20 protein-coding genes and 1 pseudogene are annotated in these 23,005 nt (G+C 73.8%); 9 read left to right on the forward strand and 12 right to left on the reverse strand.

Translation table 11 applies throughout. The annotated features are described in order from the left end of the window. Positions 1-460: 460 nt before the first annotated feature. Positions 461-1,462: a helix-turn-helix domain-containing protein gene (locus AB0G79_RS28685; RefSeq protein ID WP_360811443.1), complete on the reverse strand. Its 1,002-nt coding sequence runs from the start codon at positions 1,460-1,462 to the stop codon at positions 461-463. A gap of 75 nt (positions 1,463-1,537) precedes the next feature. Here AB0G79_RS28685 and AB0G79_RS28690 point away from each other — a divergent pair, with 75 nt between their 5' ends. Further along, positions 1,538-2,122, forward strand: a complete 585-nt coding sequence (locus tag AB0G79_RS28690) for a cysteine hydrolase family protein (RefSeq protein ID WP_360811445.1) — start codon at positions 1,538-1,540, stop codon at positions 2,120-2,122. Here the strand turns inward: AB0G79_RS28690 and proC are convergent. The 5 genes and pseudogenes from proC to AB0G79_RS28715 form a co-directional block, all read right to left on the reverse strand. Next, positions 2,108-2,917, reverse strand: coding sequence for a pyrroline-5-carboxylate reductase (gene proC, locus AB0G79_RS28695; RefSeq protein ID WP_360811447.1), 810 nt, complete (start codon positions 2,915-2,917; stop codon positions 2,108-2,110). The two genes, AB0G79_RS28690 and proC, sit on opposite strands and share 15 nt — an antisense overlap. Positions 2,918-2,999: 82 nt before the next feature. Further along, the gene (locus AB0G79_RS28700; RefSeq protein ID WP_360811449.1) at positions 3,000-3,737 is read right to left on the reverse strand and encodes an ABC transporter permease; all 738 of its coding nucleotides are present in this window, start codon (positions 3,735-3,737) and stop codon (positions 3,000-3,002) included. Beyond that, entirely contained in the window at positions 3,734-4,555 is an 822-nt protein-coding gene (locus AB0G79_RS28705) for an ABC transporter ATP-binding protein (RefSeq protein WP_360811452.1), read from the reverse strand. Before AB0G79_RS28705 ends, AB0G79_RS28700 begins: the two co-directional genes overlap by 4 nt. Before the next feature lie 58 nt (positions 4,556-4,613). Beyond that, complete coding sequence (locus tag AB0G79_RS28710; RefSeq protein WP_360811454.1) at positions 4,614-5,129, reverse strand: hypothetical protein; 516 nt, start codon at positions 5,127-5,129, stop codon at positions 4,614-4,616. 34 nt (positions 5,130-5,163) lie between these two features. After that, positions 5,164-5,406 (reverse strand): annotated as a pseudogene (locus AB0G79_RS28715) (SH3 domain-containing protein); the annotation flags it as partial. Between the two features lie 172 nt (positions 5,407-5,578). On the opposite strand from AB0G79_RS28715, the gene AB0G79_RS28720 reads away from it, so the two are divergent. Further along, positions 5,579-7,834 carry a serine/threonine-protein kinase gene (locus tag AB0G79_RS28720; RefSeq protein ID WP_360811456.1) on the forward strand — a complete coding sequence of 752 codons (2,256 nt, stop codon included), beginning with the start codon at positions 5,579-5,581 and terminating at the stop codon, positions 7,832-7,834. Positions 7,835-7,897: 63 nt separating this feature from the next. On the opposite strand, the gene ilvD is transcribed toward AB0G79_RS28720, so the two are convergent. The 4 genes from ilvD to AB0G79_RS28740 all read right to left on the reverse strand — a co-directional run bounded on the left by ilvD (position 7,898) and on the right by AB0G79_RS28740 (position 12,356). Beyond that, positions 7,898-9,751, reverse strand: a complete 1,854-nt coding sequence (gene ilvD, locus AB0G79_RS28725) for a dihydroxy-acid dehydratase (protein WP_360811458.1) — start codon at positions 9,749-9,751, stop codon at positions 7,898-7,900. 93 nt (positions 9,752-9,844) lie between these two features. Further along, entirely contained in the window at positions 9,845-10,456 is a 612-nt protein-coding gene (locus tag AB0G79_RS28730; protein ID WP_360811460.1) for a TetR family transcriptional regulator, read from the reverse strand. Beyond that, positions 10,453-11,349, reverse strand: a complete 897-nt coding sequence (locus AB0G79_RS28735) for a sugar phosphate isomerase/epimerase (protein ID WP_360811462.1) — start codon at positions 11,347-11,349, stop codon at positions 10,453-10,455. The genes AB0G79_RS28730 and AB0G79_RS28735 overlap by 4 nt, the downstream gene beginning before the upstream one ends. A 74-nt stretch (positions 11,350-11,423) precedes the next feature. Continuing rightward, positions 11,424-12,356 carry a Ppx/GppA phosphatase family protein gene (locus AB0G79_RS28740; RefSeq protein ID WP_360811464.1) on the reverse strand — a complete coding sequence of 311 codons (933 nt, stop codon included), beginning with the start codon at positions 12,354-12,356 and terminating at the stop codon, positions 11,424-11,426. 41 nt (positions 12,357-12,397) lie between these two features. On the opposite strand from AB0G79_RS28740, the gene AB0G79_RS28745 reads away from it, so the two are divergent. Continuing rightward, entirely contained in the window at positions 12,398-13,342 is a 945-nt protein-coding gene (locus AB0G79_RS28745; RefSeq protein ID WP_360811466.1) for a hypothetical protein, read from the forward strand. Positions 13,343-13,431: 89 nt separating this feature from the next. Here AB0G79_RS28745 and AB0G79_RS28750 read toward each other — a convergent pair whose 3' ends face one another. Continuing rightward, positions 13,432-15,300 carry a hypothetical protein gene (locus tag AB0G79_RS28750; RefSeq protein ID WP_360811468.1) on the reverse strand — a complete coding sequence of 623 codons (1,869 nt, stop codon included), beginning with the start codon at positions 15,298-15,300 and terminating at the stop codon, positions 13,432-13,434. Positions 15,301-15,507: 207 nt separating this feature from the next. Between AB0G79_RS28750 and radA the strand changes: the two genes are divergently transcribed. Beyond that, the gene (radA, locus tag AB0G79_RS28755; protein WP_360811471.1) at positions 15,508-16,914 is read left to right on the forward strand and encodes a DNA repair protein RadA; all 1,407 of its coding nucleotides are present in this window, start codon (positions 15,508-15,510) and stop codon (positions 16,912-16,914) included. 422 nt (positions 16,915-17,336) lie between these two features. Next, positions 17,337-18,461 (forward strand): DNA integrity scanning diadenylate cyclase DisA, encoded by a 1,125-nt coding sequence (disA, locus tag AB0G79_RS28760; protein WP_360811473.1) that lies wholly within the window; start codon positions 17,337-17,339, stop codon positions 18,459-18,461. 98 nt (positions 18,462-18,559) lie between these two features. Here disA and AB0G79_RS28765 read toward each other — a convergent pair whose 3' ends face one another. Beyond that, complete coding sequence (locus AB0G79_RS28765; RefSeq protein ID WP_360811475.1) at positions 18,560-19,423, reverse strand: hypothetical protein; 864 nt, start codon at positions 19,421-19,423, stop codon at positions 18,560-18,562. A gap of 234 nt (positions 19,424-19,657) precedes the next feature. Between AB0G79_RS28765 and AB0G79_RS28770 the strand changes: the two genes are divergently transcribed. The 4 genes from AB0G79_RS28770 to AB0G79_RS28785 all read left to right on the forward strand — a co-directional run bounded on the left by AB0G79_RS28770 (position 19,658) and on the right by AB0G79_RS28785 (position 22,981). Continuing rightward, a complete protein-coding gene (locus AB0G79_RS28770) occupies positions 19,658-20,341 on the forward strand; it encodes a phosphatase PAP2 family protein (protein WP_360811477.1) in 684 nt (227 codons plus the stop codon). Between the two features lie 33 nt (positions 20,342-20,374). Next, positions 20,375-21,310 (forward strand): A/G-specific adenine glycosylase, encoded by a 936-nt coding sequence (locus AB0G79_RS28775; protein WP_360811479.1) that lies wholly within the window; start codon positions 20,375-20,377, stop codon positions 21,308-21,310. Positions 21,311-21,671: 361 nt separating this feature from the next. Beyond that, a complete protein-coding gene (locus tag AB0G79_RS28780) occupies positions 21,672-22,250 on the forward strand; it encodes a SigE family RNA polymerase sigma factor (RefSeq protein WP_360811481.1) in 579 nt (192 codons plus the stop codon). A gap of 110 nt (positions 22,251-22,360) precedes the next feature. Further along, positions 22,361-22,981: a hypothetical protein gene (locus AB0G79_RS28785; protein ID WP_360811609.1), complete on the forward strand. Its 621-nt coding sequence runs from the start codon at positions 22,361-22,363 to the stop codon at positions 22,979-22,981. Positions 22,982-23,005: the final 24 nt, after the last annotated feature.

Genomic DNA, 23,005 nt, shown 5'->3' on the forward strand with positions numbered 1-23,005 from the left:
TTCCTTCGTTCCTGTTTCCAGGCCCTCCGGGCGCTTCCTTCGTTTCCGACTCTATCAGATCTTTTCGATCCGATTTCCTCGGTGCTTTCCGGTCCTTCGCTTTCGCTCCGGGCCTTTCGGCGGTTCCGACTCTATCAGACCTTTTCAGTGCCTGACCCCCAGTCAGCGGGGCTTGTCTTTCCGGCTGTTGGGCCGTTCCGACGAGTGAGACTTTAGCGAATTCCTGCCTCCGACGCTAATCGGGCGGCTGCGTTCAGTCTTTCGAACGCGGATTCCTCATTTCGCAAAAACGCACGGAAAACCGGATGGCGCGACAAAGCGCCATCAGCTTCAGTAGGTCTTGCGGAATGGCTGTCCGGGGCCGACCGGGGTCGGTGCTCACGTCGGACAACTCGGAGAACACTACGCACCGGGCAATCCCGTGTCAACCCCGGGCCTCAGGTGTCCCCTCTGCGTATGACTACGCGTGCGCTCCCGGGTGACGGAAGGCGTTGCGGTAGTCGCGTGGGCTGGTGGCGAGGTGCGTCGCGAAGTGCTGGCGCATGGTGACCTCGCTGCCGAAGCCCGCGCGGCGGGCCACCTCGGGGAGGGGGTGGTCGGTGCGTTCCAGGAGCTTCTGGGCTGCGGCGACGCGCTGGGCGATGAGCCAGTGCAGGGGCGTCGTTCCGGTGGTGGCCTGGAAGTGGCGGGCGAAGGAGCGGGGGGACATGCCGGCCAGGGCGGCCAGGGTCGCGACCGTGTGCGGTTCGGACAGGTGGGCCAGGGCGTGGGCGCGTACCGCCGCGAGGGCGTCGGCGTCGCGGTCGGCCCTGGGGGTGGGGTGCTCGATGAACTGGGCCTGGGTGCCCGTGCGGAAGGGGGCGGTGACCATGGAGCGGGCGATGGCGGCGGCTGCCTCGGCGCCGTGGGCCGTACGGACGAGGTGGAGGCAGAGGTCGATGCCGGCGGCGGTGCCGGCGGAGGTCCAGATGCCGGAGTCCTCGACGAAGAGGGCGTCGGGTTCGACGCGGACCTCGGGGTGGCGGGCGGCGAGGGCCGGGGCCAGGTGCCAGTGGGTGACGGCCCTGCGGCCGTCGAGGAGTCCGGCGCGGGCGAGGACGAAGGCCCCGGCGCAGAGCGAGGCGACGGGGATGCCGGCGGAGTGGGCGCGGCGGAGGGCGTCGAGGACGGGGGTGGGGAGCTCGGTGTCGGGGTCCTCGATGCCGGGGACGAGGACGAGGTCCGTGGGGGTGAGGTCGTCGAGCCAGGTCAGGGGGCGGTCGGGGGTGAGGCTGAGGCCGCCGGAGAGGGGGATGGGGGTGTGCGGGTCCGCGGCCGTCCGGTGGAGTGCGAAGGGCGGGGCTCCTCGGTCGGTGCGGTCGGTGCCCCAGACCTCGGTGACGACGGAGACGTCGAAGGCGCGGATGCCGGGGAAGGTGAGGAGGGCGATGCGCTGGGGGCGGGGTGGGGGTGTGGTCGGCACACTTGGCAGTAAAGCATCGATCGCTGGCTTTTCCCCCTCTGGGGATGCCGGCCCGGCGGCGACAGGATCGTGGTCATGGAGATCTACGAGAACGCAGCGCTGGTGGTCGTCGACGTGCAGAAGGGGTTCGACAGGTCGGACTTCTGGGGGCGGCGGAACAATCCGGGGGCCGAGGAGAACATCGCGGCGCTGATCGACGTGTGGCAGGAGAGCGGGCGGCCCGTCGTCTTCGTACGGCACGACTCGGTCGAGCCGGGGTCGCCGCTGGAGGCGGGGACAGAGGGGAACGGCTTCAAGGACGTCGTCGAGGAGCGGCGGGGGAAGGGGGTCGGGCCCGAGCTGCTGGTCGCGAAGAGCGTGAACTCGGCGTTCTACGGAGAGCCGGATCTCGACGCCTGGCTGAAGGGGGCGGGCGTCGAGCAGATCGTGGTCGTCGGGATCCAGACGAACATGTGCAACGAGACGACGGCCCGGATGGGCGGGAACCTCGGGTACGACGTGCTGTTCGTGCTGGACGCGATGCACACGTTCGATCTGGAGGGGCCGTTCGGCTGGTCGCAGACGGCGGAGGAGCTCACCCGGGCGACGGCGGTGTCGCTGCACGGTGGCGGTTTCGCCCGGGTCGTGGCCACGGAGGACGTGGTGTCAGCTGTTGCCTGAGGCGAGTTCGCGGCTGCGGTCGCGGGCCGCTTCCAGGGCGGCGATGAGGGCGGCCCGTACGCCGTGGTTCTCCAGCTCGCGGATGGCGCTGATGGTGGTGCCGGCCGGGGAGGTGACGGCCTCGCGGAGCTTGACGGGGTGCTCGCCGCTGTCGCGGAGCATCACGGCGGCGCCGATGGCGGCCTGGACGATGAGGTCGTGGGCCTGGGCGCGGGGCAGGCCGAGGAGGATGCCGGCGTCGGTCATGGCCTCGACGAGGAAGTAGAAGTAGGCCGGGCCGGAGCCGGAGAGGGCGGTGGCCGCGTCCTGCTGGGACTCGGGGACGCGGAGGGTCTTGCCGACGCCGCCGAAGATCTCCTCGGTGTGGGCGAGGTGGGCGGGGGTGGCGTGGCTGCCTCCGGAGATGACGGACATGCCCTCGTCGACGAGGACGGGGGTGTTGGGCATGACGCGGACGACGGGGGTGCCGGTGGTGAGTCGTTCCTCGATGAAGGAGGTGGGGATGCCCGCGGCGGCGCTGATGACGAGGCGGTCGGCGGCGACGTGCGGGGCGAGCTCGTCGAGGAGGCGGCCCATGTCCTGCGGCTTGACGGCCAGGATGAGGGTGTCGGCGCGCTTGGCGGCCTCGGCGTTGGTGACGGCCTCGACGCCGTAGCGGGCGTGGAGCTCCTCGGCGCGTTCGCTGCGGCGGGCGGTGACGAGGAGGTTTCCGGGGCGCCAGCCGGCGCGGATCATGCCGCTGAGGAGCGCTTCGCCGATCTTGCCGGTGCCGAGGACTGCGACGGTCTGGGTCATGGTCTTTCACCTCGCCGGAGGGGGTATGTCCGGCCATCCTCGCATCGGGGGTGCCGGGCGCGCGTGGGTGTCCGAGGGGCGGTCACGCGGTGCGGCGGCGGAGGGTGGCCGCGCCGAGGCCGAGGACGAGGACGGCGCAGCCGGCGACGATCAGGGCGTCGCGGACGAAGGCGGCGGTCATGTCGGGGTGGCGGAGGACCTCGTTCATGCCGTCGACGGCGTACGACATGGGCAGCACGTTCGAGATCGCTTCGAGGGCGGGGGCCATCTTGTCGCGCGGGGTGAAGAGGCCGCAGAGGAGGAGCTGGGGGAAGATCACGGCCGGCATGAACTGGACGGCCTGGAACTCCGAGGCGGCGAAGGCGGAGACGAAGAGGCCGAGGGCGGTGCCGAGGAGGGCGTCGAGGAGGGCGACCAGGAGGAGGAGCCAGGGGGAGCCGACGACGTCGAGGCCGAGGAACCAGACGGCGAGGCCGGTGGCCAGGGCGGACTGGACGACGGCGAGGAGGCCGAAGGCGAGGGCGTAGCCGGCGATGAGGTCGCCCTTGCCGAGGGGCATGGCCAGGAGGCGTTCGAGGGTGCCGGAGGTGCGTTCCCTGAGGGTGGCGATGGAGGTGACCAGGAACATCGTGATGAGCGGGAAGATGCCGAGCAGGGAGGCGCCGATGTTGTCGAAGGTGCCGGGGCTTCCGTCGAAGACGTAGCGGAGCAGGAAGAGCATCACGCAGGGGACGAGGAGCATCAGCGCGATCGAGCGGGGGTCGTGGCGCAGCTGGCGCAGGACGCGGGCGGCGGTGGCGAGGGTGCGGGCGCCGTTCATGAGCGGGGCTCCTGGTGCGCGGGGGCGGGCGTGGGGGCCTGGGCGGCCTGGGCCGCGCGGGCGGCGGCCGCGTCGACCAGGTGGAGGAAGGCCTCTTCGACGGTGGCGGTGTCGTTGCGGCGACGGAGGGCTTCCGGGGTGTCCTCGGCGAGGATCTCGCCCTCGCGCATGAGGAGGAGCCGGTGGCAGCGCTCGGCCTCGTCCATGACGTGGGAGGAGACGAGGAGCGTGGTGCCGCGGTCGGCGGCGATGCGGTGGAAGAGGTCCCAGAGGTCGCGGCGGAGGACGGGGTCGAGGCCGACGGTGGGTTCGTCGAGGACGAGGAGGTCGGGGGTGCCGAGGAGGGCGACGGCGAGGGAGACGCGGCTGCGCTGGCCGCCGGAGAGGCGGCCGGCGAGGGAGTCGGCGTGCGAGGTGAGGTCGACGTCGGCGATGGCGCGGTCGACAGCGGCGCGGCGGTCGTGGCGGTGGGCGCGGCCGGGAAGGAGGACGGCGGCGAAGTAGTCGAGGTTCTGTCGGACGGTGAGGTCGTCGTAGACGGAGGGGGCCTGGGTGACGTAGCCGATGCGGGAGCGGAGGGCCGGGTCGCCGGCGGGGTGGCCGAGGACCTGGAGGGTCCCGCCGACCTGGGCCTGGGTGCCGACGATCGCGCGCATGAGGGTGGTCTTGCCGCAGCCGGAGGGGCCGAGGAGGCCGGTGATGCGGCCGGCGGGGACGGTGAAGTCGAGGCCGCGCAGGACCGTGCGGTCGCCGCGGACGGCGGTGAGGGCCTGGGCGGTGATGGCGGCCGGGGCCGTCCCCGTGGGGGAATTCATCATGTGATGAATTCTGGACCTGGGGGTGCCCTCCGTCAAGCATGCGGACGGCCGCTCGCGCCTACTTGCGCTTGGGCTTCTTACGGGCGGCCGGGTTGCCGGTGCGGGCGCCGCGGCGCTTCTCGTACTGGACGAGGGCGGTCTCGTACTCCGCGCGGCGGAGCTTCTCGCCGGGGGCCTCGGTGAGGCAGCGGAGGAAGTAGGCCAGGAGCGAGCCGATGAAGCCGATCGCCTTGAGGCTGCGGAGGGACTCCTCGCGGGCCGGGTCGGCGGGGCGGCGGCCGAAGCCCTCCCAGGTCTTGGCGAAGGCGATGGCGCTGCAGACCGCGAACATCACGACGACCAGCAGGTTCACGAAGGAGCCGATGTCCGCGATCTGAAGGCCCTCGTAGGCGAAGCGCAGGACGAAGCAGGCCGCGACGGCGGCGGCGAGCGAGCCGGCGGCCATGCCGACGCGGCGGAGCGCGTAGTTGCCGCTGTGGTCGACCCAGGTCGTCCCGAAGAAACGGATCTCCTCGGGCTGCGGGCCGCCGGTCTTCGCCGGGGTGGGGTGGGGGGTCTGCTCGTCGTCGCTCACGAGGTCGATTATCCCCGGAGCGACGACGAAGGGCTCAGACGCAGCGCGGGGCGACGTAGCTGTCGCTGCCCGTGTGCACGTACGCGTCGGAGACGTACTCGCCGGTGGCGATGTTGTCCCAGAGGCTGGTGGTGCCGTACGGGCCGCTGACCCATTCGCCCGGCTTCTGGCAGTAGATCGGCACGGTGGCGCCCGCGGCGAGGGTGCGGACGATCGGGTACTGCGTGCTCGGGCCCGAGCGGACGTTCACCCGGTAGCCCGGGGCGGTGGCATAGCGCTTCACGGTCATCTTCGGTGTCCTCCCCCATGGCGCGAAAAGCACTGCGCCCAGTTTCACTCTCTGCGACGCGCAGGCTAGCAAGCTCCTCCGACATCACGGGCACCATGGACTAGGCTCCGACGGGTCGCGCACGCGCGCGATGTGACGGGGAATCACACGGGGGTGGGGCATGCCACCGTTGCGCGGGACCGGCGCCGACCGGGACGCGGAAGAGCCGGAGTACGCGGGTGAGTACCGGCTCCAGGCCTGTCTGGGGTCGGGCGGCATGGGCGTCGTCCATCTCGCGGCCTCGGCGTCAGGCCTGCGCCTCGCGGTCAAGGTCGTCCACGCCAGGTACGCGGAGGACCCCGAGTTCAGGGCGCGTTTCCGCCAGGAGGTCGCCGCGGCCCGCAGGGTCAGCGGCGCCTTCACCGCGCCGGTCGTGGACGCCGACCCCGACGCCGTGCGCCCCTGGATGGCGACCCTCCACGTCCCCGGCCCGACCCTCGCCGACCAGGTGAAGCGGAACGGGCCCCTGTCCCCCGCCGAACTCCGGCGGCTCACCGCCGGGCTCGCGGAGGCACTGCGGGACATCCACCGCGCCGGCGTCGTCCACCGGGACCTCAAGCCCAGCAACGTCCTGCTGACGGACACCGGGCCGAAGGTCATCGACTTCGGCATCTCCCGGCCCGTCGACAGCGACCTGCACACGGAGACCGGCAAGCTCATCGGTTCGCCGCCGTTCATGGCGCCCGAGCAGTTCCAGCGGCCGAAGGAGGTCGGGCCGGCGGCGGACGTCTTCGCACTGGGCTCCGTCCTCGTGCACGCGGCGACCGGGCACGGCCCGTTCGACTCCGACAGCCCCTACATCGTGGCCTACCAGGTCGTCCACGACGAGCCCGACCTCGCCGGCGTACCGGAGGAGCTGGCGCCGCTCGTCGCGCGCTGCCTCGCCAAGGAGCCGGCCGACCGCCCGACACCCGCCGAGATCATGTCGGGGCTGCTGCCTCCCTCGTACGAGGCGGAGGCCTTCATACCGACACAGCGGAGGCGGCCCACCCTGCCGGTGCCCGCGCCCGGGGCGGAGGACGGCGGCGTGCCCGGCGCCTCCCCCTCGTGGGACGTGGACACCCGGGTCAGGTCGGCGGGGTCCGCGGGACCGGCGACGACCACCGCCCCCGGCACCTCCCACGCTGCCACCGTTCCCGGCCGCCGACGGAGAACGCGCACCCGCGCGCGCGTGCGGCCGCGTCTGACCCTCGCGCTCGTCGCCGTGCTCGCCCTCACCGGCGCCGGGCTGTACGGGGCGCTGCGCACCCCGGCGGACGGCGGACCCGAGACGCCCGCGCGCCCGGACGAGGTCGCCACGGTCTTCACCGGCTGGCGGACCCCGCTCCAGACCACCGGCTCCACGGCAGCCCCCGCCTGCGCGCACGGCGTCGGCGGGCTGTACTGCGCCGCCCGGGGCATCGGCCTCGCCCGGCTCGACCCGGTCACCGGCCGGACCCTCTGGTCGCGGACCGTCCCCGTCGAGGAGGAGACCCCGGCCGCGCCCGTCTTCCTCGGCGAGGGCCTCGTCGGCGCCGCCGACCCGACCGGGCCGCTCAAGGCGTACGCCGCCAGGGGCGGGTCCCTCGCCTGGAGCTCGGCGGAGGAGAAGCCGGGCCAGGCCCCGGAGTCGTACCTGCCGGCCGGTGACGCCGTCGTCCTGAGCGACGGGTACGGCGGCCTGCGGGCGATCGGCGGCACCGACGGCAAGGAGCTGTGGCGGCACGGGATCGCCGGGTTCACGACCCCGCGCCTCGGACCGTACGACCCCGTCTCCGGGCTGCTGGCGATCTCCGAGGTCTCCGCCGACGGCACCGCCACGCGGGTCGGCTCCGTCCGGCCCGCGACCGGCGAACTCGTCCGCGACCTGACCCTGGACGGCGAGCTCGCCCCGCTGGGCCACACCGGCGACGGGAGCCTCGTCCTCGGCGACACCTACGAGAACCCGCTGATCGACGCGCTCGTGCTCGTCGCCGCCGGTGACACCGCCGGGTCCGCGCGCCGCCTCGCCCTCCCCCACCGGATCGACGTGCGGGGCGCCGCCGTGCGCGGCGCGGTCGTCCACCTCCTCGACACGTACGGACACCTCACCGCCTTCGACACCGCCGCGCCCAAGGGGAGGGTCGTCTGGGAGCTGGAGACCGGCGCCGGGAACACGTCCGTGCCGGTCGTCGGCCCCGGCGACCGGCTCTACTTCTCCGTCCAGGACGGGCGTCTCCTCGCCGTCGACACCGCGCGCGGCGCCCTGATCGGCCAGACGCGGCCCCGGCTGCGGAACGGCCGGCTCGGCTACGCGCCCCGCGTGCCCGAGCCGCTGGTCGCCGGGGACCGGATCTTCGGGACCGCGCCCGACGGATCCGTCTTCGCGGTCGACGCGCGCGAGCCCGCGGCCTGGTAGGCGAGAGGGGGGTACGGGCCTCGTGCCCGTACCCCCCTCTCTCTCGCGAAAGCCGCGCCGGGCTCAGCCCAGCTTCGTCACGTCCCTGACCGCGCCCTTGTCGGCGCTCGTCGCCATCGCCGCGTACGCCCGGAGGGCCGCGGAGACCTTGCGCTCGCGGTTCTTCGGCGCGTACTCCCCGTTCAGCGCCTCGCGGCGGGCCGCGAGGGTGGCCTCGTCGACGAGGAGCTCGATGGAGCGGTTCGGGATGTCGATGCGGATGCGGTCGCCGTCCTCCACGAGGGCGATCGTGCCGCCGGACGCGGCCTCGGGGGAGGCGTGGCCGATGGAGAGGCCCGAGGTGCCGCCGGAGAAGCGGCCGTCGGTGACCAGGGCGCACGCCTTGCCCAGGCCGCGGCCCTTCAGGTACGAGGTCGGGTAGAGCATCTCCTGCATGCCGGGGCCGCCCTTGGGGCCCTCGTAGCGGATGACGACGACGTCGCCCTCCTTGACCTCCTTGAGGAGGATCTTCTGGACGGCCTCGTCCTGCGACTCGCAGACGACGGCCGGGCCCTCGAAGGTCCAGATCGACTCGTCGACGCCGGCGGTCTTCACGACACAGCCGTCGACGGCGAGGTTGCCGTGCAGGACGGCGAGGCCGCCGTCCTTGGAGTAGGCGTGCGCGACGTCGCGGATGCAGCCGCCGGCCGCGTCCACGTCGAGGGCCTCCCAGCGCTCGGACTGGGAGAAGGCGGTCGCGGAGCGGACGCAGCCGGGGCCCGCGTGGAACAGCTCGACGGCCTCCTCGGACGCGGCGCCGCCGCGGACGTCCCAGGTGTCGAGCCACTCCTTGATGGAGCGGGAGTGGACGGAGTGGACGTCCTCGTTGAGCAGGCCGCCGCGGTAGAGCTCGCCGAGGATGGCCGGGATGCCGCCGGCCCGGTGCACGTCCTCCATGTAGTACGTGCGGTCCTTGGCGACGTTCGGGGCGACCTTCGACAGGCAGGGCACCCGGCGCGAGACCTCGTCCATGTCCGGCAGGCCGTAGGCGACCTCTGCCTCCTGGGCGGCGGCGAGCAGGTGCAGGATCGTGTTGGTCGAGCCGCCCATGGCGATGTCGAGCGCCATGGCGTTCTCGAAGGCCGCGCGGGTCGCGATCGAGCGGGGCAGGACGGAGGCGTCGTCCTCGTCGTAGTACCGGCGGGTGATGTCGACGACCGTGCGCGCCGCGGCCTCGTACAGCCCCTTGCGGGCGGTGTGGGTGGCGAGGAGCGAGCCGTTGCCGGGGAGGGAGAGGCCGATGGCCTCGGTCAGGCAGTTCATCGAGTTGGCCGTGAACATGCCGGAACAGGAGCCGCAGGTCGGACAGGCGTTCTCCTCGATCCGGAGCATGTCCTCGTCCGAGATCTTGGGGTTCACGGCGTCGGACATCGCGTCGACCAGGTCGAGCGTGCGGACCGTGCCGTCGACGAGGACCGCGCGGCCGGCCTCCATCGGGCCGCCGGAGACGAAGACCGTCGGGATGTTGAGGCGCAGGGCGGCCATCAGCATGCCGGGGGTGATCTTGTCGCAGTTGGAGATGCAGATCAGGGCGTCGGCGCAGTGCGCCTCGACCATGTACTCCACGCTGTCCGCGATCAGGTCGCGGGAGGGCAGGGAGTAGAGCATGCCGCCGTGGCCCATCGCGATGCCGTCGTCGACGGCGATCGTGTTGAACTCGCGGGCGATGCCGCCGGCCGCCGTGATGGCGTCGGAGACGATCCGGCCGACCGGCTGGAGGTGGGTGTGGCCGGGGACGAACTCCGTGAAGGAGTTGGCGACCGCGATGACGGGCTTCCGGCCGATGTCCGCGCCGGGTACACCGGAGGCGCGCATAAGGGCGCGGGCGCCCGCCATGTTGCGGCCGTGGGTGACTGTGCGGGACCTCAGCTCGGGCATCGTCGCTCGCTCCTCGTGATGGGTGTGCTTGCTTACGAGCGTACGCCGACGCTCCAAGATCTGGACAGGGTGTCCGGGATGCGGACGTCCTGTTCAGGCTTCGGTCAGGTACCGCTGGAGGGTCGGGGCCACCTGGGCCACGATCTCCTCCGGGTCCACCGAGGCCAGCGGCTCGACCTCGATCACGTACCGCAGGATCACGATCCCGATCATGTGCGAGGCGGCGAGCTCCGCGCGCAGCTCGGGGTCCGGTACGTCGAGCTCGGCGGCGATCCGCTCCAGGAGCCGGCGGAGCACGAAGCCCCGCAGCACCTTGGCCGCCGCCTCGTGGGTCAGCGCGGAGCGGACGATCGCGAGCAGCGGGGCCCGGCTGACCGGGTTCTCCCAGACGCCGACGAAGAAGCGCGCCAGCCGCTCCCCGATGGCCTCGCGGGGGCCGCCGATGATCGACGGGACGACGAGCGCCGGTTCGAAGGAGACCTCGATCGCGGCGGCGAAGACCTCGTCCTTCGTGCCGAAGTAGTGGTGCACGAGCGCCGGGTCGACCCCGGCGGCCTTGGCGATGCCGCGCACGGAGGCCTTGTCGTACCCGCGCTCGGCGAACTGCGCACGGGCCGCTTCGAGGATGCGGGTCCGCGCGTCCGGTCCGCTCTCCTCCGCCGTACGGGAGGGGCGGCCGCGCCGGCGCGGGGCCGGGTCGGTCATGGGCGCGGCGCCCCTTCGGTCCGCTCGGTGGTGCGGTCGGCGGCCGGGGAGGCGGTCCGAGCGCCCGCCGGGCCGGCGGCGCGGGCCGCGGCCGAGGCGAGGTGGAGCCGGGTGAAGGCGAGGGCCTCGGCGAGGTCGGCCTCGCGTTCGGCGGCTGACATCGCGCGGCGGGTGTTGACCTCGATGACGACGTGCCCGTCGAAGCCGGTGAGGGCGAGCCGCTCCAGGAGCTCGGCACAGGGCTGCGTGCCGCGGCCCGGGACCAGGTGCTCGTCCTTGGCGGAGCCCTTGCCGTCGGCGAGGTGGACGTGGCCGAGGCGGTCGCCCATGCGGTCGATCATCGCGAGGGCGTCCGTGCGGGCGGTCGCGGTGTGCGAGAGGTCGACGGTGAAGTGCCGGTAGTCGTCCTTCGTGACGTCCCACTCGGGGGCGTACGCGAGCATCTCGCGGTCCTTGTACCGCCACGGGTACATGTTCTCGACGGCGAACCGCACGTCGGTCTCGTCGGCCATCCGCCAGATGCCGGAGACGAAGTCCCTGGCGTACTGGCGCTGCCAGCGGAAGGGCGGGTGGACGACCACCGTCGACGCGCCGAGCCGCTCGGCGGCGGCCCGCGCGCGCTGGAGCTTGACCCACGGGTCGGTGGACCAGACGCGCTGGGTGATGAGGAGGCAGGGGGCGTGGACGGCGAGGATCGGGACCTGGTGGTAGTCGGAGAGGCGGCGGAGCGCCTCGACGTCCTGGCTGACCGGGTCGGTCCAGACCATGACCTCGACGCCGTCGTAGCCCAGGCGCGCGGCGATCTCGAAGGCCGTCGCCGTCGACTCCGGATAGACCGAGGCCGTCGACAGGGCGACCTTCGCATCCGGGATGCGCACCACTGCTTCTGCCATCTGGACAGGGTACGGGGCGGGGCGGCGGCCCCGGAGTGGTTCCGGTCACGCGGGGCCGGGCGCCGGGCGGCCCCCTACTCCTCCGGCAGGTGGTCCAGGCGGCGCAGAATCACGCCCTCGCGCAGGGCCCACGGGCAGATCTCCAGGTCCTCCACGCCCAGCAGGTCCATCGCGGCCTCGGCGACGAGCGCGCCCGCGAGGAGCTGCGGGGCGCGGCCCTCGGAGACGCCGGGCAGGGCGGAGCGCTCGGCGACGGTCATCTCGGCGAGGCGCGGGACCCACTCCTCCAGGGCCTTGCGGGACAGGACGCGCTGGACGTAGAGGCCGTCGCTCGATCCGGGTGCTCCGGCGATCCGGGCGAGCTGCTTGAAGGTCTTTGAGGTGGCCACGACGTGGTCGGGGCGTCCGAAGCGGCTGAACTCGCCGACCGTACGGGCGATCTGGGCGCGGACGTGGCGGCGCAGGGCCTTCACGTCAGCACTGTCGGCCGGGTCGCCGGGCAGCCAGCCGGCGGTGAGGCGGCCGGCGCCGAGCGGCAGGGAGACGGCCGTGTCCGGGTCCTCGTCGATGCCGTACGCGACTTCGAGGGAGCCGCCGCCGATGTCGAGGAGGAGGAGCTTGCCGGCGGACCAGCCGAACCAGCGGCGGGCGGCGAGGAAGGTGAGCCGGGCCTCCTCCCCGCCGGTGAGGACCTGGAGGTCGACGCCGGTCTCCGCCTTGACGCGGGCGAGGACCTCGTCGGCGTTGGTCGCCTCCCGCACCGCCGAGGTCGCGAACGGCAGGACCTCTTCGCAGCCCTTGTCCTCGGCCGCCTGGAGCGCGTCGCGGACGGTCGCGATCAGCCGCTCGACGCCGCTCGGCGCGATGGCACCGTGCTCGTCGAGGAGCTCGGCGAGGCGCAGCTCCGCCTTGTGGGAGTGGGCGGGCAGCGGGCGGGCGCCTGGATGGGCGTCCACCACGAGCAGGTGCACTGTGTTCGAACCGACGTCGAGGACTCCGAGTCTCATGGGCGGAACGCTACTGCGCCCGCCCGCATAGGCTGGACTTTGTGCCAAAGACGAAGAAGGCCGACAAGGTCGGTAAGGCCGCGAAGAACGCCGACGCGAAGAGTGCGGACGCGAAGAACGGCGACATGAAGAGCGCCGTCGTGAAGAGCGCCGTCGTGAAGAGCGCCGTCGTGAAGAGCGCCGTCGTGAAGAGCGCCGTCGTGAAGAGTGCCAAGAAGCGGGGCAAGGGCGCGGAACCCGACGAGAAGGGCCTCGACTTCGCGCGCGCGTGGGTCGAGTTCCCGGACCCGGCCGATGACGAGCAGGTCTTCCGCTGCGACCTGACGTGGCTGACCTCGCGGTGGACCTGCGTCTTCGGGAGCGGCTGCCAGGGCATCCAGGCGGGCCGGGCGGACGACGGCTGCTGCACGCTGGGCGCGCACTTCTCCGACGAGGACGACGAGAAGCGGGTCGCGTCGCACGTGGCGCGCCTGACGCCGGAGCTGTGGCAGTTCCACGACGTCGGCACGGACTCGGGCTGGACGCAGCTCGACGAGGACGGCGACCGGCAGACCCGCCGCTGGGAGGGGTCCTGCATCTTCCAGAACCGTCCCGGTTTCGCGGGCGGCGCGGGCTGCTCGCTGCACATCCTGGCCCTGAAGGAGGGCCGGGAGCCGCTGGAGACGAAGCCGGACGTCTGCTGGCAGCTGCCGGTCCGCAGGACGTACGACTGGATCGACCGGCCCGACGACACGCGGGTCCTCCAGGTGTCGATCGGCGAGTACGACCGCAGGGGCTGGGGTCCCGGCGGTCACGACCTGCACTGGTGGTGCACCTCGGCGACCTCGGCGCACGGCGCCGGGGAACCGGTCTACGTCTCGTACCGGCCCGAGCTCACCGAGATGATGGGCAAGGAGGCGTACGAGGTCCTCGCCGGGCTCTGCGAGGCGCGGCTCGCTTCGGCGCTGCCGCTGGTGGCTCCGCATCCGGCGGACCCGAAGCCGTAGGTCGCGTAGCCGGAGGACGCGTAGTCGGCGGGCGCGTGGCCGGCGGACCCGAAGCCGGCCGGTCCCGCGGAGGTTCCTCCGGGCCTTTTCTAGGAGGACGACGGCGGGGGTGTCGTTCCCGGGTCCGTCGTTCCGGGGTCCGTGGGGCCCGGGTCGGGCGTCCCGGGGTCCGTCGTGCCCGGGTCCGTCGTCGGGGGCGGGTCGGTGGTCGGCGGGGGCGTGGTCGGGTCCGTCGTCGGGGGTGACGTGGGCGGTTCCGTCGGCGGCGGGGTCGTCGGGTCGGTCGTCGGCGGGGGCGTGGTCGGATCGGTCGTCGGCGGGGTCGTCGGATCTGTGCTCGGCGGGGAGGTCGGCGGGTCCGTCGGCGTCGTCGGGGGCGCGGTCGGCGGGGTGGTCGGGGCGGTCGTGGTCGGCGGTGGTCCGGCCGGGGGCACGGCCCGCGACTGCGGACGGCCCTGACCGCTGATCCTGACCACCGCGCCCGAGGGGTTCACGCCGATCCGGGCGCTCCACGCGCGCGTGGGTTCGCGGCCGTGGTCGACGCGGACGACCACGGTGACCGTCTCGCCGGGGCGGAGGGTGCCGGAGGCCTGGCTCACGTACAGCCAGGGGGCGTCCGTCCAGAGGATCCAGTCGACGGAGGTTCCGCCGCCGGCGGTGAGGGTGAGCAGGGTCAGGTCGCCGCTGCCGCGCGCGCCGACGGTCAGCCAGCCGGGGGCCGGTTCGCCGGGGCGTGCGGGGGCCGTGGGGCCCGTGGGGCCGCCGGGGCTGACCACCTCGACCGAGACGTCGGGGGCGCGGCTGCCCTGGGTGAAGCGGGGGTCGGGGCTGGTGTGGGCGTTGCCCGCGTTCTCGTAGCGGTCGTACGGGCCGCCGTCCGGGCCGGTCGACTCGCCCGCCTCCCGCGCGCTGATCCGTGACCGGTCCCGCGGGCCCGTGTCGGAGGCCGGGGCGCCGCGGTACGAGGTCCACAGGGCGAGGACCGGGGCGGCCACGACGGCGGCGACGACGGTGGTCGTGACCGCGCGGGCGCGCAGCCGGTCGCGGCGGGCCGTATGGTCCTTCGGGTCCAGGGGGAAGCCGGTCGGCGCGAAGCGCGGGGCGCCGGCACGCGCGCGCGGGACGTGCAGCATCGCCATGTACGCGGCGGCCCTGGGCGCTTCGACGAGCGGGAGCCGGGCCGGGGGCAGGGGCGCGGCGCCGGGCCAGGGGCCGGTGGCGCCGACGCGCTCGGCGGCCCGGCGGCAGCGCGGGCAGTCGTCGACGTGCCGGACGAGTTCGGCGCGGAGGGCGGCCGAGAGCAGGACCCGCTGGTCGCCGGTGAGCCGGGCGACGGTGGGGCAGCTGCCGGTCTCGACGACGGCGAGGGCGGCGCGGGTCCGCTCGACCTCGCAGGCGGCGGTGGCGAGGAGCTCGCGGGCGGCGAGCGGGTCGAGGACGAGGACGGCGGCGACCTGGCGGTGGGTCAGGCCGTGCCGGACGGCCAGTTCGAGGGCCTCGCGCTGCTCGGGGGTGGTGCCGGCGGCCTCGGGCCAGGCGAGTCGGGCGAGTTCGGCGCGGCGGCGCTCGGCGGTCGCCTCGGAGACGGGGGGCGGCTCGGGCGCGGTGACGGCGGGGCGGCCGGTGTGGGCGCCCTGGCGCTTGCGGCGCTGCTCGCCGAGGGTGCGCAGGCAGGCCCAGCGCGCGAGCGCGTACAGCCAGGCCGTGCGGCCGTCCTCGTCGGAGGGGCAGCGGCCGTGGTGGCGGTCGGCGACGGCGAGGACGTCGCCGAGGACGGCGGTGGCCGTGTCGTGGTCGCAGAGCACGGAGAGGCAGTACGTGTAGAGGCCGTCGAGGGCGGCCTCGTAGCGGGCCGGGGGCCGTCGGCCGAGCGCGCGCGGTCCCTGGGCCGCGGCACCGCGACGGGCCCGGTGTGCGCCGGTGGTGCGTGTCGGGGGATCCAGCCTGCTGCTCGTCACGGGGCGACGGTAGGCAGCGCGGGGGTCGTTCTTCGTACCGGTTGAACACTTCTCATTCGTACGGGTGAAGCTATCGCTCGAAAGGGGACAGGAACTGCCCGTTCCCTCACCCGATCGTGGACGGCCGGGGCCTGGGCATCGCTGTCGGTGGCGGGACGGGCCCCCGTCTCCGGGGCGCTGTCAGTGGGGGCCGCTACGGTGTGGGACATGGCTGCCCGTACGAAAACCGCCAAGGACCGGCCGTCCTACCGCTGCACCGAGTGCGGCTGGCAGACGGCCAAGTGGCTCGGCCGCTGCCCCGAATGCCAGGCCTGGGGGACGGTCGAGGAGTACGGCGCGCCCGCCGTCCGGACGACCGCGGCGGGGCGCGTCTCCACCGCCGCGCTGCCCATCGGCCAGGTCGACGGCCGACAGGCGACCGCCCGCTCGACCGGCGTCGACGAGCTGGACCGGGTCCTCGGCGGAGGGCTCGTGCCCGGTGCCGTCGTGCTGCTCGCGGGCGAGCCGGGCGTCGGCAAGTCCACGCTGCTGCTCGACGTGGCGGCCAAGGCGGCGAGCGACGAGCACCGCACGCTGTACGTGACGGGCGAGGAGTCCGCGAGCCAGGTCCGGCTGCGCGCCGACCGCATCGGCGCGCTCAGCGACCACCTGTACCTGGCGGCCGAGACCGACCTGTCGGCCGTCCTCGGGCACCTCGACGCCGTGAAGCCCTCGCTGCTGATCATGGACTCGGTGCAGACCGTCGCCTCGCCCGAGATCGACGGCGCGCCGGGCGGCATGGCCCAGGTCCGCGAGGTCGCGGGCGCGCTCATCCGCGCCTCCAAGGAGCGGGGCATGTCCACGCTCCTCGTCGGCCACGTCACCAAGGACGGCGCCATCGCCGGTCCCCGGCTCCTGGAGCACCTGGTCGACGTCGTCCTGAGCTTCGAGGGCGACCGGCACGCGCGGCTGCGGCTGGTCCGGGGCGTGAAGAACCGGTACGGGGCGACGGACGAGGTCGGCTGCTTCGAGCTGCACGACGAGGGCATCACGGGCCTCGCCGACCCGTCCGGGCTCTTCCTGACCCGGCGCGACGTGGCCGTGCCCGGCACCTGCCTGACGGTCACCCTGGAGGGCCGCCGGCCGCTGGTCGCCGAGGTGCAGTCGCTGACGGTCGACTCCCAGATCCCCTCCCCGCGGCGGACCGTCTCGGGTCTGGAGACCTCCCGGGTCTCGATGATGCTCGCGGTCCTGGAGCAGCGGGGCCGGATCAGCGCGCTCGGCAAGCGGGACATCTACAGCGCGACGGTCGGCGGCGTGAAGCTGTCCGAGCCCGCCGCGGACCTGGCCATCGCGCTCGCCCTCGCCTCGGCGGCGAGCGACACGCCGCTGCCGAAGAACCTCGTCGCGATCGGCGAGGTCGGCCTCGCGGGCGAGGTCCGCCGGGTGACGGGCGTCCAGCGCCGTCTGGCCGAGGCCCACCGCCTCGGCTTCACCCACGCGCTGGTCCCGCCGGACCCGGGCAAGGTCCCGCCGGGCATGAAGGTGACGGAAGTGGCGGACATGGGGGACGCGCTGCGGGTCCTGCCGCGCGGCCGGAGGGCGAAGCCGACGGAGGACGCGGCGGGGCGGTGAGGGGCGGGGGCCGGTGCCGGGGACCGGTGCCGGGTTCGGTGGGCGGAGCCGGGGCCGGTGGGCGTGCCGAGAGCCTGTGCCCGGGGCCGGTGGGCGTGCCAGGAGCCGGTGCCCAAGGCCCGTAGGCGTACCAGGAGCCGGTGGGTGGGCGCCCGCGGTGGGCCTTCTCCCCCCGCACCGCCCTTTCCCGAAACCGGGGCCGGGCCCCGGCCCCCGCGCCTCGGCCGCCGGCGGGGCCGGGTGTGTCACCGGCGGGGCCGGACCGGACCCCACGGGCAACTCTCAGGGCCTCCGGTGCGTCTTCCTACCGAGGCCGGGGCCGCTCGTTCCGGCCCCGCGGGACATATGGCCACGACCCCGGCCGGGTGGTGTCGCTAGACTTTGCCCTGGTCTCGCCCATCCGTACGAGCCGGAGGAGTGCAGTGGCAGCCAAGGACGGGGCAGCAGCTCCCGGAAAGTCCGGCGCGGGCTCCGGCAACGAAGCGCTGATGCGTGCGGCCCTGAGCGCGGTCGCCCCGGGCACCGCGCTGCGCGACGGCCTGGAGCGGATCCTCCGGGGAAACACGGGCGGTCTCATCGTCCTCGGCCTCGACAAGACGGTCGACTCGATGTGCACCGGCGGTTTCGTGCTGGACGTCGAGTTCGCCGCCACGCGCCTGCGCGAGCTCTGCAAGCTCGACGGCGCGCTCGTCCTCGACAAGGACATCACCAAGATCCACCGCGCCGGCGTGCAGCTGGTCCCGGACGCCTCCATCCCCACCGAGGAGACCGGCACCCGGCACCGCACCGCGGACCGGGTCTCCAAGCAGTGCAACTTCCCTGTCGTCTCCGTCTCCCAGTCCATGCGCCTGATCGCGCTGTACGTGAACGGCGAACGCCGGGTCCTGGAGGAGTCCGCCGCGATCCTCTCCCGCGCCAACCAGGCCCTCGCGACCCTGGAGCGGTACAAGCTGCGCCTCGACGAGGTGGCCGGCACGCTCTCCGCCCTGGAGATCGAGGACCTCGTGACGGTCCGGGACGTGACGGCCGTCGCCCAGCGCCTGGAGATGGTCCGCCGGATCGCCACCGAGATCGCGGAGTACGTGGTCGAGCTCGGCACCGACGGCCGGCTGCTCTCCCTCCAGCTCGACGAGCTGATCGCGGGCGTCGAGCCGGAGCGCGAGCTCGTCGTCAGGGACTACGTGCCCGAGCCCACGGCCAAGCGGGCGCGGACGGTCGCCGAGGCGCTCACCGAGCTGGACGCGCTCACCCACACCGAGCTCCTGGAGCTCCCGGTCGTGGCGCGCGCCCTCGGGTACAGCGGCTCGCCCGAGACCCTCGACTCGGCGGTCTCGCCGCGCGGCTACCGGCTCCTCGCGAAGGTGCCGCGGCTGCCGGGCGCGATCATCGAGCGGCTCGTGGAGCACTTCGGCGGGCTGCAGAAGCTCCTCGCCGCGAGCGTGGACGACCTCCAGACGGTCGACGGCGTCGGCGAGGCCCGTGCCCGCAGCGTCCGCGAGGGTCTGTCGCGGCTCGCGGAGTCCTCGATCCTCGAGCGGTACGTCTGAGACCGCACAGACGAGGAACGGCCGGGCGGTGACAACCGCCCGGCCGTTCCTCGTCCGTTCTGTCCCGTCCGGTCCCGTCCGGTCCCGTCCGGTCCCGCTCAGTCCTTCGCCAGCGTGAACGACGCCGGGGACACCTTCGCACCCGGCATCGTCGCCTCCACCAGGTACGTCCCGGGGCCCGCCGGACCCGCCGGGGGGGTGGCGCACCCGGGAGCGCTGCGACCGCGGTCCCACTCGACGGTGTGGGTGACCGTGGCGTGCGCGGGGAGGCTCAGCAGGACGGGGGCGGCGGAGGGCGGGCAGTCGTCGGAGGCCCAGACCTGGTCGTCCTGCTTGTCACTGATCGTCAGAACCGCGCTGCGCGGCCCGAAGTCGGCCTTGCAGGCGGTGTTCGAGGTGTTCTCGGCGACCAGCTGGAACGTCGGCTTCTCGCCGGCCTCGTAGCTGAGCTTGGCGCTTCGGAGGGTCAACTTCAGGGACCCCGCCGGGCAGTTCGGGAGCGGGGAGTTCGCCGGGACCCGCTGTCCCGCGCCGGTGCCCGCGCCGCCGTCGCCGCCCGCGCCGTCGATGTCGCCGTTCTTGCCGACGCCCTCGGTCCCGGCGTCCGCGCCCGCGTCCGTACCGGCGTCCGAGCCCGCGCCCGTCCCCGTACCCGCGCTCGTACCCGTACCGGAGCCGGCGGAGTCGCCGTCGCCGGAGTCTCCGCCGTCCCCGGACTCGTCCCGGCCGCCGGGCTGTTGGCTGATCGCCGGCCCGGTGCCGGCGGGGCCCGGTGTGATGGAGGGGGGCGTGGGGGCGGGGCCGTTGGCCGCGCCGCCCGCCTTCCCGCCGCCGCCGTCACCCGAGGTGAGGGCCCAGACGGCGAGCAGGGCGAGGACCGCGACCAGGCACAGCGCCACCGCCCTCCGTCGCCAGTAGATGGTGGAGGGAAGCGGCCCGACCGGATTGCGCAAAGATCCCACGACCGAACCTTACGAGAGATCCGGCCCAACTCCGGCCCCACCCGCCGCTCAAGACCCCAAGTTTTACCGATGATCACATCCGTCCCCGACGGGAACTTTCCCGGAACTCGGTTACGGGGCAAGGGAATCGGGGCGATCCGGCCGGTCCGGATCGGCCCCCCTACTTTCGTCGGGGGTCCCTCTGGCCTTCGGTCCGGGGCGAAGAGCCCCGGATTCCGGTTAGCGTCGTGCACCATGGACTCCCTCCTCGACCTCTCCGACCGGCTGTATCTCGACGTCGCCGACTTCGCCCACTCCACCCCCCACTGGTTCCAGTGGATCGCCGAGGTGTGGACCGAGCTCGGGCTGCTGCTCTTCGGCGTCCTGTTCCTCGTCGGCTGGTGGCGTGCCCGCGAGGGTTCGAGCCGGATGATGGCGCTCGCGCTCCTCGCGCCGCTCGCCACCGCCTTCGGTTACGTGGTGAGCGAGGCGCTGAAGTCGCTGATCGACGAGGAGCGGCCGTGCCGCGCGGTCGTCGGCGCGCCCGCCGCGCTCGTGGACTGCCCGGCGTACGGCGACTGGTCCTTCCCGAGCAACCACTCGGCCATCGCGGGCGCCGCGGCCGTCGCGCTCGCGCTGTCCTGGCGCGGGATGGTGTGGCTGACCGTGCCGATGGCTCTGCTCATGGCCTTCTCCCGGGTCTTCGTCGGCGTGCACTACCCGCACGACGTGACCGTCGGCCTCCTCGTCGGCGCCGTGGTCGCCTTCCTCGTCATGCGGCTCGGCGAGCGGCCGGTCCGGACCCTGGTGGAGACGGCGAGGTCCAGCCGGAACCGGACCGTCCTGTGGTGTGCGGGGCGCGGAGTCGGCGCGCACTCCGCCGCGCACGCCCCCGCGCACGCCGAACGGCGTGAGCGCGCACGCCACGGCGCGTACTGATCCCGCGGCGGACGTGCCAGGATCGGAGGTGCCATGACTTCCATCGACACTCCCTCCCCGATCCCCGTCCGCGCCTCCGCCACGGACCCCGTCCTCCCGCGGGAGCTGCACGGGCCCGTCCTCGCCTGGTTCGACCGGCACGCCCGCGACCTCCCCTGGCGTCGCCCCGAGGCCGGGGCGTGGGGGGTGATGGTCAGCGAGTTCATGCTCCAGCAGACCCCCGTCGTCCGGGTCCTCCCGGTGTACGAGCAGTGGCTCGCCCGCTGGCCGCGCCCGGCCGACCTGGCCGCCGAGGCGCCCGGCGAGGCCGTGCGCGCCTGGGGGCGGCTCGGCTACCCGCGCCGGGCGCTGCGGCTCCACGCCGCCGCCGTGGCCATAACGGAGCGCCACGGCGGAGACGTACCCCGCGACCACGGGCAGCTGCTCGCGCTGCCCGGGATCGGCGAGTACACGGCGGCGGCGGTGGCCTCCTTCGCGTACGGGCAGCGGCACGCGGTCCTGGACACCAACGTGCGCCGGGTCTTCGCGCGGGCCGCGACCGGCGTCCAGTACCCGCCGAACGCGACGACGGCCGCCGAGCGCAGGCTCGCCCGGGCGCTGCTCCCGGAGGACGAGGCGACGGCCTCCCGCTGGGCCGCCGCCTCCATGGAGCTCGGCGCGCTGGTCTGCACGGCCCGCAACGAGGACTGCGGCCGCTGCCCGATCGCCGAGCGCTGCGCCTGGCAGCTGGCCGGGAAGCCGGCCCACGACGGCCCGCCGCGGCGCGGCCAGACGTACGCGGGCACGGACCGGCAGGTGCGCGGCCGGCTCCTCGCGGTCCTGCGCGACGCGACGGACCCGGTCCCGCAGGCCGCCCTGGACGCCGTGTGGGACGAGCCGGTCCAGCGGGGCCGGGCGCTGGACGGCCTGGTCTCCGACGGCCTGGTCGAACCGCTGGACGGCGGCCGGTACCGCCTGCCGCTGACGTGAGCCGTGGGCGCGGGCCGGGGGGGGGGGGCTCGGGGGGCGTCTCCCCGGCCCGCCCGGCCCGGCCCGCTGACCCGGACCCGGCCCGCCCGGCCCGGCCCGCTGACCCGGACCCGGCCTGCCCGCCCCGGCCCGGCCCGCGCGGTCCTTCCCTCCGTACCGCCCCTCCTCCCCCGTTTTGCGCCCGCCGCGCCCTCGGCGCCCTCCACCAGCGCTGTTACACAACCGACGGGTAGCCGTGCGTCCGCCGACGGCTGGCCCGCACAGTGCCGTGACAACTCCTCCGTAGCGTCGGCGACGACAACGAGGAATCACGCGGGACGGCCCGCGGGACATGCGGTCACGGGGATCGGAGGCGGTTCGGATGAGGCACGGCGAGGTGCTCGACTTCGAGGAGTACGTACGCACGCGGCAGGACGCCCTGCTGCGCAGCGCGCGTCGGCTCGTCCCGGACCCCGTCGACGCCCAGGACCTGCTCCAGACCGCGCTCGCGCGGACGTACGGCCGCTGGGACGGCATCGCCGACAAGTCCCTGGCCGACGCCTACCTCCGCCGGGTCATGATCAACACGCGTACCGAGTGGTGGCGCTCCCGCAAGCTGGAGGAGGTCCCCACCGAACAGCTCCCGGACGCGAGCGTCGACGACCGGACCGAGCAGCACGCCGACCGGGCCCTCCTCATGGACGTCCTCAAGGTCCTCGCGCCGAAGCAGCGCAGCGTCGTCGTCCTGCGCCACTGGGAGCAGATGAGCACGGAGGAGACGGCGGCGGCGCTCGGCATGTCGGCGGGTACGGTGAAGTCCACGCTCCACCGCGCGCTGGCCCGGCTCCGTCAGGAGCTGGAGAGCCGCGACCTCGACGCCCGGGCCCTGGGCGGCCGGGCCGGGGAGCGGACCGACGGCCGAGGCGACGAGAGGGGGCTGGGGCGGTGCGCGGCAGCCTAGACGCCGACAGCGGGTCCGAGGCCGGGAGAGGTCCCGGCGGGGAGCCGGGGAAGCCCCGGCATCCCGGCGAGGGACCGGGGAAGCCCCGGCGGACGGTCAAGGCGGCGAGCATCACGGCGGTGGCCGGGCTCGTCGCCATCGGGCTGTCCGTGGCCGCCTGCTCCACCGGCGGTACGGGCTCCCGCGACGAGGGCGCGGCCCGGGTCGACGAGACCGCGGCCGCCGCGCCGAGCCCCGCCGCACAGTCCTCGTCCGGCGATCCGCGCTCCGCCGCGCGGGTGGATCCGATCGCGCTCCTGAAGGCCGACCCGAAGATCGGCGAGCGGTTCAAGGACGACCTGAAGCCCTGCGTCGCCGACTCGTATCCGGTGGACGCCTCCTACGGCAATCTCACCGCCGGGGTCGCTCCCGATGTCGTCGTCAACGTGATGACCTGCGGTGATGCCGTCGGCATCGGGACGTACGTGTATCGGAAGGAGGGCGACCGGTACGAGAATGTCTTCATGGCGGAGGACGCGGCCGTCTACGGCACGATCGACCGCGGCGATCTGATCATCACCAAGCAGGTGTACGCGAAGGGCGATCCGGTCGCGTACCCCTCGGGCGAGGACGTGATCACGTACCGCTGGGCGGGGAACAGGTTCACCCAGCACGACTGGGTGCACAACGACTTCAGCCGCGCTGTCGACGGCGCCGTCGAGCCGTCCCCGAGCGAACCCGCCGAGAACTGATCCCTCCCCCCACCTTGAAGGACA

Source organism: Streptomyces sp. NPDC020807 (assembly GCF_040641575.1).
Classification (GTDB): Bacteria; Actinomycetota; Actinomycetes; order Streptomycetales; family Streptomycetaceae; genus Streptomyces.

Excerpts from the sequence above, each read along its gene's own strand:
- AB0G79_RS28720 (WP_360811456.1), top strand. The coding sequence starts at position 5,579 with ATGCCACCGTTGCGCGGGACCGGCGCCGACCGGGACGCGGAAGAGCCG.
- AB0G79_RS28730 (WP_360811460.1), bottom strand. The coding sequence starts at position 10,456 with ATGACCGACCCGGCCCCGCGCCGGCGCGGCCGCCCCTCCCGTACGGCG.
- AB0G79_RS28775 (WP_360811479.1), top strand. The coding sequence starts at position 20,375 with ATGACTTCCATCGACACTCCCTCCCCGATCCCCGTCCGCGCCTCCGCC.
- proC (WP_360811447.1), bottom strand. The coding sequence starts at position 2,917 with ATGACCCAGACCGTCGCAGTCCTCGGCACCGGCAAGATCGGCGAAGCG.
- AB0G79_RS28735 (WP_360811462.1), bottom strand. The coding sequence starts at position 11,349 with ATGGCAGAAGCAGTGGTGCGCATCCCGGATGCGAAGGTCGCCCTGTCG.
- AB0G79_RS28700 (WP_360811449.1), bottom strand. The coding sequence starts at position 3,737 with ATGAACGGCGCCCGCACCCTCGCCACCGCCGCCCGCGTCCTGCGCCAG.
- AB0G79_RS28740 (WP_360811464.1), bottom strand. The coding sequence starts at position 12,356 with ATGAGACTCGGAGTCCTCGACGTCGGTTCGAACACAGTGCACCTGCTC.
- AB0G79_RS28780 (WP_360811481.1), top strand. The coding sequence starts at position 21,672 with ATGAGGCACGGCGAGGTGCTCGACTTCGAGGAGTACGTACGCACGCGG.
- ilvD (WP_360811458.1), bottom strand. The coding sequence starts at position 9,751 with ATGCCCGAGCTGAGGTCCCGCACAGTCACCCACGGCCGCAACATGGCG.
- AB0G79_RS28690 (WP_360811445.1), top strand. The coding sequence starts at position 1,538 with ATGGAGATCTACGAGAACGCAGCGCTGGTGGTCGTCGACGTGCAGAAG.
- AB0G79_RS28770 (WP_360811477.1), top strand. The coding sequence starts at position 19,658 with ATGGACTCCCTCCTCGACCTCTCCGACCGGCTGTATCTCGACGTCGCC.
- AB0G79_RS28705 (WP_360811452.1), bottom strand. The coding sequence starts at position 4,555 with ATGATGAATTCCCCCACGGGGACGGCCCCGGCCGCCATCACCGCCCAG.
- radA (WP_360811471.1), top strand. The coding sequence starts at position 15,508 with ATGGCTGCCCGTACGAAAACCGCCAAGGACCGGCCGTCCTACCGCTGC.